Genomic DNA, 13,522 nt, shown 5'->3' with positions numbered 1-13,522 from the left:
TGGCTATGGAATGGCATGGTAGCCATCGAGCCGGTATGCGCAAGCGAGGGTGCGCATGCCTTATGGCACTGGGTGGAAAGTCATGCCGGGCCTAGCGTGCGGGATTGCCTTCACTCCATGGGGAACCGCCATGCGTCGTCACATCCGCCCACTCCTGCTCACCGCGCTGGCCGCCGGCTGCGGCATGGCCTTCGCCGCTTCCGCCGACCAGGCGCCTTCGGGCCGCCTGCCGTCCTGGGCGGTGCCGCAGTCCTACCGGATCGCCTTCAAGGTGGATCCGGCGCAGGCCGATTTCTCCGGCACCACCACGATCAAGGTGAAGCTGGCTAAGGCTTCCGACCACGTGTGGCTGGACGGCGCCGAGTTGAAAGTGTCCAAGGTGACGGTGACCGACGCCGCCGGCAAGGCGCACGACGCGAAGTACGTGGAAGCCGACCCCAAGGCCGGCGTGGTGCGCGTGGATTTCGGCAGCACCTTGCCGGCCGGCGAGATCACGCTGCAGTTCGACTACACCGCGCCGCTCAACGCGCAGCTGCAGGGCCTGTACAAGGTCACCGCCAAGGGCCAGCCCTACGCGATGACGCAGATGGAGCCGATCAGCGCGCGCTTCGCCTTCCCGAGCTTCGACGAGCCCGGCTTCAAGACGCCGTTCGACATCTCCATCACCTTGCCCGACCACGACGTGGCCGTGGCGAACACGCAGCAGGTGAGCGAAAAGCCCGCCGGCCAGGGCTGGAAGACGGTGAGCTTCGCGCAGACCCTGCCGCTGCCCACCTATCTGGTGGCTTTCGCCGTGGGCCCGTGGGACATCACGCCGACCGCGGAAATCTCGCCCGATGCCTACCGCAGCAAGCCGCTGCCGCTGCGCGGTATCGCTTCTGCCGGCGAGGCGCACCGCATGAGCCACGTGATCTCCGAGACGCCGAGCATCATCCACGCGCTGGAGAACTACTACGGCTTCGGCTACCCGTGGGACAAGCTCGACGTGCTCGCCGCGCCGGACTTCGCCGCCGGCGCGATGGAGAACGCGGGCCTGGTCACCTTCCGCGACTGGCTGCTGCTGCTCGACAAGGATTCGCCGGCGCGCGACGTGCGCGGCTCGTTCAACGTCACCGCGCACGAGCTGGCCCACCAGTGGACGGGCGACACCGTGACGCTTGCCTGGTGGAACGACATCTGGCTCAACGAGGCCTTCGCCACCTGGATGCAGCAGAAGGTGACGATGGAAGTCCATCCCGAGTATCGCGCCGACCTCGATCGCGTGCGCGGCGCGCAGGGCGCGATGTCCAACGACAGCCTGGTCAGCGCGCGCAGCATCCGCCAGCCGATCACCGGCAACGGCGACATCATGACCGCCTTCGACGGCATCACCTACCAGAAGGGCGCCGCCGTCATCGGCATGTTCGAGAACTACGTGGGCGACAAGACCTTCCAGAAGGGCATGCACGCCTACATCGAGGCGCACAAGTTCGGCAACGCGAACGCTGACGACCTGGTCAACGCCATCGCCGCCGCCGCGGGCAAGGGCGACGCGTTCAAGCATGCGTTCAAGAGCTTCCTCGACCAGAGCGGCGTGCCCTACGTGCAGACCGCGCTGGAGCAGAAGGACGGCCAGACCGTGCTGACCTTGAAGCAGAGCCGCTACCTGCCGCTGGGCAGCCACGGCGACAGCCGGCGCATCTGGGGCATCCCGGTGTGCGTGCGCTATGGCACTGCCGACGGCAGCAAGGTGGCCTGCGAGATGCTCGACAAGGCGACCGGCTCGGTGGCGCTGCCCGGCGCCAGCAACCCGACCTGGGTGATGCCGAACGCGAACGCCGCCGGCTACTACCGCTTCAGCCTCGGCAAGAACGAGCTGGCCGCGCTCACCAAGGAGGTCGCCAAGCTCAGCGACACCGAGCAGCTGGCCTATGCCGACGCGATCAGCGCCAGCTTCCAGCATGGCGATCTCGACGCCGGCCAGGTGCTGGCTGCGCTTGAGCCGCTCACCGCGTCCAAGACCCGCCAGGTGTCCACCGTGCCGCTGGGCCAGCTCGAATGGATCTACCGCCACGTAGCCAAGACCGACGCCCAGCGCGCGCGTATCGCCGACTGGGTCAAGGCCGCCTACCTGCCCAAGCTCGAAGCGCTGGGCTACCAGCGCAAGGCCGGCGAGTCGGAAGACGACTCCCTGCTGCGCAGCACGCTGGCCGGCGCGCTAGGCCTCGACTTCAAGCTGCCGGAAGTACGCGCCGAGCTGCTCAAGCAGGGCGAGGCCGCGCTGCAGAAGAACGCGAACGGCCGCCTGAACCTCGTCGCCGCCAACCCCGATCTGCTCGGCGACGCGCTGGCCGTGGCGGTGCAGACGCAGGGCAAGGGCGCGGTGGACGCGCTGGTCGCCGAGCTGCCGCAGACCAGCGATCCCGCACTGCGCAACGGCATCCTCGGCGGCCTCGCCGGTGTCGAGGAACCCGCACTGGCCGAGCAGGTGCGCAACTTCGCGATCAGCAAGCCGGTGAAGGTAGGCGAGATGGCCTCGCTGCTGCGCGCTGGCCGCGACACGCAGGCGCAGCGCGACGCGATGTGGACGTGGTTCACCGGCCACTATCCGCAGATCCTCGCGCGCACCGGCAGCTTCGCCGGCGGCTACCTGCCGATGCTGGCGGGCGGCGGCGGTTGTTCCACCGGCGAGGCGCAGCGCCTGCAGGCGTTCTTCAAGCCGCGCATGAACGATGCCGCCGGCATCGCACGCGGCCTGGCGCAGACCACCGAGTCCATCGAACTGTGCGCGGCGCAGGCCGCCAAGCAGGATCCGGCCTCGATCACGCGCTGAGCGGTTCCGCGATCCGGAAGGCGACAGGCCCCGCTTCGGCGGGGCCTGTCGTTTCCGGTGTTGCTGCGCCTCAAGGCTGATCCGCCGATTTGAATTTGTTTGTCATCCCGGCGCAGGCCGGGATCCAGTTACCGTGCGTTTTGAACGAGCGTGATCGCTACTGGATCCCGGCCTGCGCCGGGATGACGGGCCGAAGCGGTTTCAAGGTATTGCCGCAGCCGTTGTCGTAGCATGAACGTCCATTCAACCCATCGACATCGTCTACAGGGGGACGCATGATCGAGCTGGAAATCCAGGCGCTCGCGTTGCAACGCGAGGGCCTGGTCATCGAGGTCGGCCGGCTGGCCGGCACCTGCGGCTACACGTTGGTGCGGCAGCGGCTGGTGCAGGATCCGCACGGCATCCTGCTCTCCATGGTCGTGCGCGGCTCGTGGTTCAAGAAGCGCGCCTTGCGCGCGGCGCTGGCGTCGTGCGACCGCCTGGTCAGCTTCGAGCTGCACGGCGTCGCGGAGGGCGAGCAGCGCGAGCATTTCGCCGCCACCAGCAAGGCCGTTTCCAACTACGTGCCGCCGCCGGCGCCCGAGCCCGAACCGGTCGAGGAAAAGGTCGAGGAAGTCGCCGAGGTGGCACCACCGCCACCGCCGGCCAAACCTGTGGTGGAAGCGCCCGCGCCGCCGCCGCAGGAATCGTTCGAGGAGTTCATCGTGGAGCACCGGCGCCCGCCCGCGCCGGCACCCGTCGAACCGCCGCCCGCGCCCTTCGTCGAAGTGGTGGCGCTGGATGCGGACACGGCGGCGGTGGACAAGGCGCTCGCCTCGCTGGAATACGATTACCCGCGCCTGGTGCCGAACCTGCTGAAACTGGATCGCGCGGTGGCCGAGGGCGCGCGCGAATCCTCGCTGCAACTGGCCGGCCAGCGCGTCGGCGCGTGGCTGCACGCGCGCGGGCACGTGCAGGGCGGCCGGCAGCCGCTGGCCGCCGCGCTCGCCGCCATCGGCGCGCCGGCCTTGCAAGGCATCGTCGAGGTCGATCTGCAAGGCGACCAGCTGCACATCCGCCACAGCCCGCTGTGCGCGGAAGAAGGCCGCTCCGGCTGCAGCTTCTACGGCGGCTTCCTCGAAGGCCTGCTGGCACCCGTCATCGCGCCGCAGGGCCTGTCGATCTTCCCCGTCTGCTGCCGCAGCTTCGGCGCCGACGACTGCGTGCTCGCCATCTCCGAATCGTAGCCGCCGCAATTCCTTACACTGTGCCCGCCACTTGGGCACAGGGAGACCGGAATGCTCGCTCGACTGATCGGATGCTTTGCGCTTGGCCTGCTGGCGATCGCGCCGCTGCACGCGCAGGACGTGCCGCCGCCCTTGCGCGACTGGCAGGACTGGGTGCTGCACGACGTGCCGCAGCACGCCTGCCCCTTCCTCGCCAACCAGTCGCCGGGCGCGGACAGCTACCAGTGCGCGTGGCCCGGCCGCCTGGCGCTGGACGCCGGCAAGGACGGCGCCAGCTTCAGCCTGGCCGTGCACGTGGACGCGCCCAGCTGGGTGGCGTTGCCGGGCGACGAACACGCGTGGCCGCAATCGGTGACCTCGAACAACCAGCCCGCCGTAGTGCTGCAGCACGACGACCAGCCGATGCTGCGGCTGGCGCCCGGCGACTACCAGTTGCGCGGCACGCTGCCGTGGTCGGAGCGGCCCGCGCGCCTGCGCGTGCCCACGGAAATCGGCCTCGTCGCGCTGAGCGTGGACGGCGCGGCGGTGTCGCGCGTCGAGCGCAACGGCGACGAGCTCACCCTGGGCGAAGCCGCCGCCGCGCAGCGCGCCGCCGACGCGCTGTCGCTGCGCGTCTATCGCGAACTTGCCGACGGGCTGCCCGCCACGCTGCAGACGCAACTGCAGCTCGACGTGGCCGGCAGCGCGCGCGAAGTTCTGCTGGGCCCGGCCTTGCCCGCGGGCTTCGTCGCCACGGCGCTGGCCGGCGACCTGCCGGCGCGGCTGGAAAGCGATGGCCGCCTGCGCGTGCAGTTGCGGCCGGGACACTGGCTGCTGACCCTGGACGCGCGCGCCACCGCACCGCTGGAGAAGGTGGCGCTGAAGCTGCCCGCCGCGCCCTGGCCGCGGCAGGAAACCTGGAGCTACCGCGACGATCCCGCCTTGCGCGGCAGCCGCGCCGAAGGGCAGGGCATCGACGCCGCGCAGGCCGGCGTGCCCGGCGAGTGGAGCGACCTGCCCGCGTTCGCGCTGAACGATGGCGCGGGCCTGAGCATCGTCGCCGGCGCGCGCGGCGACGAAGGCGGCAAGGGCGACCAGATCCGCCTGCAACGCGAGATGTGGCTGGACTTCGACGGCGGCGGCCTGCGCACGGCCGACCACCTCACCGGCGCACTGCGCCACCACCAGCGGCTGGACACCACCGCGCCGTGGCAACTGCAACGCGCCAGCGAAGGCGGCACGCCGCTGCTGGTCAGCAAGGGCAGCGACGGTCGCAGCGGCGTCGAACTGCGCACGCGCCAGCTCGATCTCGATGCCGGCCTGCGCCTGCCCGCGCGCGGCGGCGCGATTCCCAGTTCCGGCTGGCAACTGCCGCTGGAAGGCATCAGCGCCAACCTGCACCTGCCGTTCGGCTACCGCCTGATCGCGGCGCCCGGCGCGGATTACGCGCCGGATACCTGGGTGGCGCAATGGAGCCTGCTCGACCTGTTCGTGCTCGCCCTGGTCGCCTTGCTGGCCGGCCGCCTGCTCGGCTGGCGCTGGGCCGTGCTGGCGGCGTTGTACCTCGCGCTGGGTCGCCATGAAGAGGGCGCGCCGCTGTGGACGCTGGCCGTGGTGTTGCTGCTGGCGCTGCTGCTGCGGGCCCTGCCGGAAGGGCGATTGCGCGCCGTGGCGCGCGGCGCCGCGATCGCGGTGTTTGCGCTGGCAGTGCTGTGGAGCCTGCCGTTCGCTGCGCGGCAGTTGCAGTACGCCCTGCATCCGCAGTTGGAGCAGTCGGAGAGAGGGGAGGTCGTGCGGGTGGAGTTCGTACAGCCGCCGCCGAAAATGGTTTTGCGAAAAGAACCGCCTCCGGTGGAAGAGGAGGTTTCCGCCAATGCCGCACCACCGCCGCCACCCGCGCCTCCCGCGCCACCTTCGGACATTCGGCAGCTCGCCGAGCCTGTGGCTCCGGCACAGCCGTCACCCCGCATGAACGCCAAGGCGAGCGTACTTTCGTCCGTCGTCGTGTCCGGATCGTCCATGCAAACCCCGGGCCTCAACGACTTCGACAGCCGCAGCACGATCCAGGCCGGCGCAGGCACGCCGAGCTGGGATCAGGGCAACGACTACGAGCTTGGCTGGTCCGGCCCGGTGAGCGCGGAGCAGACCACGCGCCTGCTGATCGCGCCGCGCTGGCTGGTGCGCCTGCTGCGCGTGGCGATGATCGCTCTGCTGGCGGCGCTGCTCGCCAGGCTGCTCGCCAGCCTGCGACCGTGGCGCCTGCCCTGGCCGGCGGCGCGCGGCGCCAACGTGGCTGGCGCGCTGCTGCTCGCCGTCGCGCTGTTGCCTTCGCTCTCGCACGCGCAGAGCTTGCCGAACCAGCAACTGCTGGATCAGTTGAAGGCCCGCCTCACCGAGCCGCCGAAGTGCGCGCCCGACTGCGCCAGCGTGGCGCGGGCGCAACTGCAGGCCAACGGCGACGCGCTGGACGTGGCGCTGGACGTGGATGCCGGCGCCACCGTGGCCTTGCCGCTGCCGCAACCCGACGCCGCGCTGCAACTGCTAGCCGCCAGCGTGGACGGCCATCCCGCCGCGCTGGCCCGCGACGGCGACGATGCGCTGCTGCGCCTCGACCGCGGCGTGCATCGCGTCGACTTGCGCTACCGCATCGGCGCGGCGGACAGCGCCAGCCTGGACTTCGCGTTGCGCCCGCAGCTGGTGGCATTCAGCGGGCAGGGCTGGTCGCTGGATGGCGTGGACGGCGGACGCATGCTGGGCGACAGCCTCGCGCTGCAACGCGTGCGCGTCGCCGACGACGGCGCGCCGATGGTGGCCACGCAGGACTTCCCGCCCTACGTGCGGCTGACCCGCCGCCTGCTGTTGGGCGTGGACTGGCAGGTGGAGAACACGGTCGAGCGCATCGCTCCCGCCAACGGCGGCTTCAGCCTCAGCCTGCCGCTGCTGCCCGGCGAGCATCCGCAGGGCGACGGCGCGCTGGTGAAGAACGGCCGCATCGACGTCACCTTCAATGCGGGCAGCAACCAGGTGCGCTGGATCAGCCGGCTGGATCATTCGCCAAAGCTGGCGCTCACGGCGCCGGCGCTGGGCGAGCGCGCCGAAGTGTGGGAGGTCGTCGCCGCGCCGATGTGGCACGTCGACGCGCAAGGCGTGCCGACCAGCGCCAGCGCCGCGGGCCTGCGCTTCCAGCCGCTGCCCGGCGAGACCCTGCAACTCGGCTTCAGCCAGCCGGCGGCGGTCGACGGCGGCAGCCTCGCCTTCGACAACGTGCGGGTGCATAGCAAGGCCGGCGAGCGCAGCACGGAAACCACGCTCGCGCTCACCGCACGCAGCACGCGCGGCGGCGAGCACGCGATCGTGCTGCCGGCCGGCGCGGAACTGCTGGAGGCGAGCCGCGACGGCGAACCGCTGAACCTCGCCGTGCGCAACGGCAAGCTTGGCCTGCCGCTGCTGCCCGGCACGCACGACTACCGCGTGCGGCTGCGCGAACCGCACGGCATCGCCACGCGCGTTTCCACGTCGTCGTTCGCACTGGATGCGCCCACGGCGAACATCGCCAGCGAGCTCGACCTGCCGCAGGATCGCTGGGTGCTGTGGACATGGGGGCCGACCACCGGCCCGGCGGTGCTGTACTGGTCGCAACTGGCGGTGCTGCTGCTCGTCGCCTGGCTGCTCGCCCGCCACGCGCCCACGCCGCTGCGCCTGCGCCACTGGCTGCTGCTGGGGCTGGGCTTCTCCGCCTTCGCGTGGGGCGCGTTCGCGCTGGTGGTGGCCTGGCTGATCCTCACCGGCCTGCGCGCACGCTGGACGCCTGCGGAGCGACTGCCATCGACGCGCTTCAATCTCGTGCAACTCGGCCTCGCCCTGCTCACCGTGCTGGCGCTGGCCGTGCTGGTGGCCGCCGTGCCCAAGGGCCTGCTCGGCCTGCCCGACATGCACGTGGCCGGCAACGGCTCCGACGCGTGGCACCTGCGCTGGTTCGCCGACCAGGGCAACGGCGTGCTGCCTGCCGGCGGCGTGCTCAGCGTGTCGCTGTGGTTCTACAAGCTGGCCATGCTGGCGTGGGCGCTGTGGCTGGCCTTCGCCCTGATCGGCTGGCTGCAATGGGCGTTCGCCGCGTGGACGCATGGCGGCTACTGGCGTCGCCGCGAGCCCCGGCCCGGCGTGACGCCGCCGCCGCTGGCGCCACCGTCGGACGAGCCGCCGCATGCCTGACGTGCGCGGGACACTGGCAGTCGCGATGGCGCGGCTGGGCGAGCGCGCCGATGCCGAGGCGCTGCTGCTTCACGTGTTGGGAAAGCCGCGCAGCTGGCTGTTCGCGCATGCCGACGACGTGCTGGAGATGGACGTCCAGACGGCTTTCGAGGCCCTGGTCGCGCGGCGCGCGGCGGGCGAGCCGGTGGCCTACCTCACCGGCCGCCGTGGCTTCTGGACGCTGGAGCTGGAAGTGACGCCGGCCACCTTGATCCCGCGGCCCGAAACCGAGCTGCTGGTGGAGCTGGCGCTGGAGCGATTGCCGCGCGATGCGGCGGCGCGCGTGGCCGACCTCGGCACCGGCAGCGGTGCGGTCGCGCTGGCGATCGCCAGCGAGCGTCCGCAGGCCCGCGTCGTCGCCAGCGATGCGAGCGCAGATGCGCTGGCGGTGGCGCGGCGCAACGCGCAGCGGCTCGGCATCGGCAATGTACGTTTTGTGCAGGGCGATTGGCTGGCGCCGTTGGCGGGCGAGCGCTTTGCGTTGATCGCCTCCAACCCGCCCTACATCGAGGCGGCCGATCCGCATCTCGCGCAAGGCGACTTGCGCTTCGAGCCGGCTTCGGCACTGGCCTCGGGCGCCGACGGCCTGGACGACATCCGCCGCATCGTCGCCGATGCACGCGGGCACCTCGAAGCCGGCGGCTGGCTGTTGTTCGAGCATGGCTGGAACCAGGGCGACGCCGCCCGCGCGCTGCTGTCCGAGGCCGGCTATGCGCAGGTGTTCACCGCGCAGGATCTGGAAGCGCGCGACCGGGTCAGCGGCGGAAGAAAAGCCGATGGCTGATCCCGGACGCCGCCGCGTGTCCCGGCATCGCCGGCGCGCGGACAGGATGGCGGGCACATCGATCCTGGAGATTTGAAGCCGCCGCCCCGGTGCGTACCGGAGCGGCGGCTTTGCGCGATCCATCGGGAATGGCGGATCGCAAGGTTGTGGCGGCTTGGTCAAAGCGGCCGGCGGCGCCCGAAGATCAGCGACACGATGAACAGGATGATGAAGACCACGAACAGGATCTTGGCGATGGTCGCGGCGAGGCCGGCAATGCCGAAAAATCCGAAGAAGCCGGCAATCAGCGCGATGATCAAGAAGACGACTGCGTAATAGAGCATGATTTTCTCCCTTGGCCCATCAAGGCGGGTTTCGGTGCCGTAATCGTGGATCTGTGCCCGTCCGTGCCGGCAACACGGGGGCTCTGCGGCGAGCAGTTGGGATCGCCACAGAGCCTCCCGGGCGCCGCTGGGCAGGTGGCTGCATCACAGGCCGGAATTGAAGTCCCGCAGCTGTTTCATCGCTTCGTCCTTGGCGATGCCGTAGCGTTCCTGCAGTTTTCCGACGAGATATTCGGCATTGCCGTCGGCCACGTCGATGTCGTCGTCGGTCAGCTTGCCCCAGCGGGATTTGAGCTTGCCGTGGAGCTGTTTCCACTGGCCCTTCAGCTTGTCTTCGTTCATCGGGTTCTCCATGTCTGGGAGTGGGTCATTTCACTTTCAGGCCTGAGGCGTCGACGCTCTTCACGCCCTTGATGCTTTTGGCTGCGGCCACCGCCTTGTTCACCGCGATCCGGGTGGGAAGCACGCCGGTGAGGGTGACGACGCCGTCGACGGTCTGGACGGAAACCTCGCTGCTGGAGACTCCCTTGGTGGTCGCCAGCTCGGTTTTCACCTTGGTGGTGATCCAGGCATCGCTGCCGGACTGGCTCATGCTGCTGGAGTGGTCGCTGACCGGCTTGTCTTGCGCTTGTGCCATGCCGGCGAACGAGCCAAGGGCGATGGCAACTGCAAAGGCCAGGGCTGGCATGGCGGCTGAGGTTTTCATGATGACCTCCATCTCGAAGTGGATTTTCCGGCGACGCGGAAGGCGGCGGCACGAGCCGTTGGCGAGGCGATGCCGGTGGCATCGGAGCCGCCTTGCGAATGCTCTGTTTCGCGGCCGACTTGCGTGCACAGCGAAACGGAACGGTTCCAGTGATAGAGGGCGGGGAGTTAGGTAAGGGTGAATTATTCGTCGAGTGAGGCCGGCGGCGTTCATGCGCGGAGGACTCATCGAAATCGACGTCAGGCATGCGTGGCGTGCGGGATGCGCGAAGCTCGCCGCCGCGCCATTGCGCGGATCGGCGTGTTCGCGTTGGCGATCACGCGATGCCACGCGTGTCGTCGTCGCGCGCGTTTGCGCGCCATGCGGGCCGGTGCGATGGCCGCACGGCATGGCCGCCGGTGAGCATGCGGCCACGCGGCGCTTAAAGCCTGTTCAATGTCTCCACGAAGCGCCTGCAGCCGGTGCCGCGTCGTGATTCGCCGGGCCTCTAGCCCGCGCTGGCGAGGCTGCCGCCGGAAAGCTGCGGGAAGCGCGCGTGGATGGCACGGCGGATGCCGGGCAGGTCGAGGCCGGCCATGCTGAGCACTTCCTCGCGGCTGCCGTGTTCCAGATAGACGTCCGGAAGGCCGAGGTGGAGGATGGGCTTGACGATGCCGTGCGCGGCGAGGCATTCGGCCACGGCCGAACCGGCGCCACCGGCGATCGCGTTGTCTTCCAGCGTGACGAAGGCGTCGTGGGTCTTCGCCAGTTCCACCAGCAACGCCTCGTCCAGCGGTTTCACGAAGCGCATGTTGACGAGGCTGGCGTCGAGCTCGCCGGCGATCACCGTGGCGGGTGCCAGCATCGCGCCGAAACTCAGCAGGGCGAGGCCGCGGCCGCGCCGGCGCAGCTCGGCCTTGCCGATCGGCAGGGTGTCCAGTTCCTTGCGGATGGCGATGCCGGGGCCGGTGCCGCGCGGGTAGCGGATCGCGGCGGGGCCGGCGTATTGGAAGCCGGTCGAGAGCATCGTCCGGCACTCGTTCTCGTCGGCCGGCGCCATGATCACGAAGTTGGGCAGGCAGCGCAGGAAGCTGAGGTCGAAACTGCCCGCGTGGGTGGCGCCGTCGGGGCCGACCACGCCGGCACGGTCGATCGCGAAGGTGACGTCGAGGTTCTGCAGCGCCACGTCGTGGATGGCCTGGTCGTAGGCGCGCTGCAGGAAGGTGGAGTAGATCGCCACCACCGGCTTGGCGCCCTCGCAGGCCATGCCCGCGGCCAGGGTCACCGCATGCTGCTCGGCGATCGCCACGTCGAAATAGCGCTCGGGGTATTCCTTCGAGAAGCGCACCAGGCCGGAACCCTCGCGCATTGCGGGGGTGATGCCCAGCAGGCGCTCGTCGGCGGCGGCCTGGTCGCACAGCCAGTCGCTGAAGATGTCGGTGTAGCTGGGCTTGGCGGGTGCGCCCTTCTTTACCAGCCCGGCTTCGGGATCGAACGGGCCCACCGCGTGGTATTCGATCTGCGCCTCTTCGGCGGGGGCGTAGCCCTTGCCCTTGGTGGTGATCACGTGCAGCAGCTGCGGGCCGGGCAGGTTCTTCACCGTGCGCAGCGCGGCCAGCAGCTGCGGGATGTTGTGGCCGTCGATCGGGCCGGTGTAGTGGAAGCCCAGTTCCTCGAACAGCGTGCTCGGCACGAACATGCCCTTGGCGTGTTCCTCCCAGCGCTTGAAGAAGCGACCGGCGAAGGACTGCTTGGGGATCGCGCGCTTGGCCTTCTCGCGCACTGCGTTCAGGCGGCGGCTGGCGAGCGCGCGCGACATCATGCGGGTCATCGCGCCCACGTTCTCGCTGATCGACATGCCGTTGTCGTTGAACACCACCAGCATGTCCGGTTCCACGTCGCCGCCGTGGTTCAGCGCCTCGAACGCCATGCCGGCGGTCATCGCGCCGTCGCCGATCACCGCCACCACCTTGCGCGGATCGCCCTTGCGCTGGTTGGCGATGGCCATGCCCAGCGCGGCGGAGATCGAGGTGGAGGAGTGGCCGACGCCGAAGGTGTCGTACTCGCTTTCCTCGCGGCGCGGGAACGGGGCGAGGCCGTCCTTCTTCTTGATCGTGGTGATGAGGTCGCGGCGGCCGGTGAGGATCTTGTGCGGGTAGCACTGATGGCCAACATCCCACACCAGGCGGTCGGCGGGGGTGTCGAACTCGTGGTGCAGCGCCACGGTGAGCTCCACCACGCCCAGACCGGCGCCGAAGTGGCCGCCGGAGCTGGCCACGGACTCGATCAGGTAGGCGCGCAGCTCGTCGGCGACGGCGGGCAGCTCCTCGTCGGGAACGCGGCGCAGATCGGCCGGCGCCTCGATGGCCGCCAGATGGGGGTAGCGTGCAGGATCTTTCATCTGCGTATTGTTGGCCCGGCGGCGGGGCAGGGCAAGGGCAGGGCTGTGGCGACGGGATGGTGGCGCGGATTCACCCAGCGCCATCCATTGAGCTTGTCATCCCGGCGAAGGCCGGGATCCAGTGGCGGTCACGCTCGTTCAGGCCGCACGGTCACTGGATTCCGGCCTGCGCCGGAATGACGAGCAAAGCCAGGGCACCGCGACCGTAGGCGTCGGTCTAGGGACGACAGGCATCTCTCAGCCCATCGCCCGCCGTCGGTCGCGCGGCAGGTGGCTGACCAGGAAGTCCATCTGGTCGCTCAGGATGTTGCGGTTGGACAGGATCAGGTGCTCGACCCAGCTCGGCCGGTAGGGCACCGCCAGCAGCGGCATGTGGGCCTGCTGCGGGGTGCGGTTGCTCTTGCGCAGGTTGCAGGCGACGCAGGCGCTGACCACGTTCTCCCATTCGTCGCGGCCACCCCTGGACACCGGCTGCACGTGGTCGCGGGTCAGCTCGCCGCGGCTGAAATGCTCGCCGCAGTACAGGCACAGGTGGCGGTCGCGGGCGAACAGCGCGGTGTTGGTGAGCGCGGGCGCAGGGTCGGCCGCCTGTTCGTGGCAATGGCCGGTGCTGGCGATGATGGGGTGCAGGTCGAGCCGGCTCTGCGCGTCCAGCGCGCGGTTGTGGCCGCCGTGCACGGTGAGGCAGGGATCGCCCAGCGTCCACGCCACCACCCCGCGCACGTAGAGGCACGCGGCATCCTGCCAGCTGATCCAGTCCAGGATGCGGCCGGCGGCGTCCAGCGACAGCACGCGGGTCGAGTGCAGGTCGGCCCGGTGGGCGACTTCCATCAGCATGCGGTTCGTCCTTCCTTGCAGAAGAGAGCGGTACAGCGTTGCCCGGATGCACCGCAGCATAGACCAAATCCGTGGCGCGGCGCACGCGAAACTCTTTGCGCTCAACCAGATAGGCCTTGCGGCACTGGATTCGCGGCCAGGCTCGGGCGCTGATATAGTGGTCGTTCGTCTGTAGACCCGACGCCGGGTTTGGGAGGGGAGGCCGATGGTGGCCGCCCCGGCAC

At 69.8% G+C, this 13,522-nt stretch carries 9 protein-coding genes; 4 read left to right on the top strand and 5 right to left on the bottom strand.

Going from position 1 to position 13,522, the window contains the following annotated elements; all coding sequences use genetic code 11:
* The first annotated feature begins 130 nt into the window (after positions 1-130).
* The 4 genes from ACZ5Z2_RS13870 (at position 131) to prmC (ending at position 9,052) form a co-directional block, all read left to right on the top strand.
* Entirely contained in the window at positions 131-2,812 is a 2,682-nt protein-coding gene (locus tag ACZ5Z2_RS13870) for a M1 family metallopeptidase (protein WP_464759187.1), read from the top strand.
* 275 nt (positions 2,813-3,087) lie between these two features.
* Entirely contained in the window at positions 3,088-4,038 is a 951-nt protein-coding gene (locus tag ACZ5Z2_RS13865; RefSeq protein WP_464759185.1) for a hypothetical protein, read from the top strand.
* Positions 4,039-4,089: 51 nt separating this feature from the next.
* Complete coding sequence (locus ACZ5Z2_RS13860) at positions 4,090-8,229, top strand: hypothetical protein (RefSeq protein ID WP_464759184.1); 4,140 nt, start codon at positions 4,090-4,092, stop codon at positions 8,227-8,229.
* A complete protein-coding gene (gene prmC, locus ACZ5Z2_RS13855) occupies positions 8,222-9,052 on the top strand; it encodes a peptide chain release factor N(5)-glutamine methyltransferase (protein WP_464759183.1) in 831 nt (276 codons plus the stop codon). Before ACZ5Z2_RS13860 ends, prmC begins: the two co-directional genes overlap by 8 nt.
* A 158-nt stretch (positions 9,053-9,210) precedes the next feature.
* Here the strand turns inward: prmC and ACZ5Z2_RS13850 are convergent, their stop codons facing one another.
* From ACZ5Z2_RS13850 to ACZ5Z2_RS13830, 5 genes are all read right to left on the bottom strand, one after another.
* Positions 9,211-9,375: a DUF1328 domain-containing protein gene (locus ACZ5Z2_RS13850; RefSeq protein ID WP_464759182.1), complete on the bottom strand. Its 165-nt coding sequence runs from the start codon at positions 9,373-9,375 to the stop codon at positions 9,211-9,213.
* 144 nt (positions 9,376-9,519) lie between these two features.
* A complete protein-coding gene (locus ACZ5Z2_RS13845) occupies positions 9,520-9,717 on the bottom strand; it encodes a CsbD family protein (protein WP_464759181.1) in 198 nt (65 codons plus the stop codon).
* A gap of 25 nt (positions 9,718-9,742) precedes the next feature.
* Positions 9,743-10,081: a BON domain-containing protein gene (locus tag ACZ5Z2_RS13840; RefSeq protein ID WP_464759180.1), complete on the bottom strand. Its 339-nt coding sequence runs from the start codon at positions 10,079-10,081 to the stop codon at positions 9,743-9,745.
* Between the two features lie 487 nt (positions 10,082-10,568).
* On the bottom strand, positions 10,569-12,461 hold the full coding sequence (gene dxs / locus ACZ5Z2_RS13835; RefSeq protein ID WP_464759179.1) for a 1-deoxy-D-xylulose-5-phosphate synthase: 1,893 nt from the start codon (positions 12,459-12,461) through the stop codon (positions 10,569-10,571).
* Between the two features lie 237 nt (positions 12,462-12,698).
* Complete coding sequence (locus ACZ5Z2_RS13830) at positions 12,699-13,298, bottom strand: HNH endonuclease (protein ID WP_464759178.1); 600 nt, start codon at positions 13,296-13,298, stop codon at positions 12,699-12,701.
* Positions 13,299-13,522: the final 224 nt, after the last annotated feature.

The sequence above is a fragment of the Rhodanobacter sp. G1 genome (assembly GCF_055397855.1).
The sequence above is the reverse complement of the archived record's forward strand: the minus strand, read 5'-3'. Positions and strand labels throughout refer to the sequence as shown.

Excerpts from the sequence above, each read along its gene's own strand:
- ACZ5Z2_RS13870 (WP_464759187.1), top strand. The coding sequence starts at position 131 with ATGCGTCGTCACATCCGCCCACTCCTGCTCACCGCGCTGGCCGCCGGC.
- ACZ5Z2_RS13830 (WP_464759178.1), bottom strand. The coding sequence starts at position 13,298 with ATGCTGATGGAAGTCGCCCACCGGGCCGACCTGCACTCGACCCGCGTG.
- ACZ5Z2_RS13860 (WP_464759184.1), top strand. The coding sequence starts at position 4,090 with ATGCTCGCTCGACTGATCGGATGCTTTGCGCTTGGCCTGCTGGCGATC.
- ACZ5Z2_RS13850 (WP_464759182.1), bottom strand. The coding sequence starts at position 9,375 with ATGCTCTATTACGCAGTCGTCTTCTTGATCATCGCGCTGATTGCCGGC.
- ACZ5Z2_RS13865 (WP_464759185.1), top strand. The coding sequence starts at position 3,088 with ATGATCGAGCTGGAAATCCAGGCGCTCGCGTTGCAACGCGAGGGCCTG.
- ACZ5Z2_RS13845 (WP_464759181.1), bottom strand. The coding sequence starts at position 9,717 with ATGAACGAAGACAAGCTGAAGGGCCAGTGGAAACAGCTCCACGGCAAG.
- prmC (WP_464759183.1), top strand. The coding sequence starts at position 8,222 with ATGCCTGACGTGCGCGGGACACTGGCAGTCGCGATGGCGCGGCTGGGC.
- ACZ5Z2_RS13840 (WP_464759180.1), bottom strand. The coding sequence starts at position 10,081 with ATGAAAACCTCAGCCGCCATGCCAGCCCTGGCCTTTGCAGTTGCCATC.
- dxs (WP_464759179.1), bottom strand. The coding sequence starts at position 12,461 with ATGAAAGATCCTGCACGCTACCCCCATCTGGCGGCCATCGAGGCGCCG.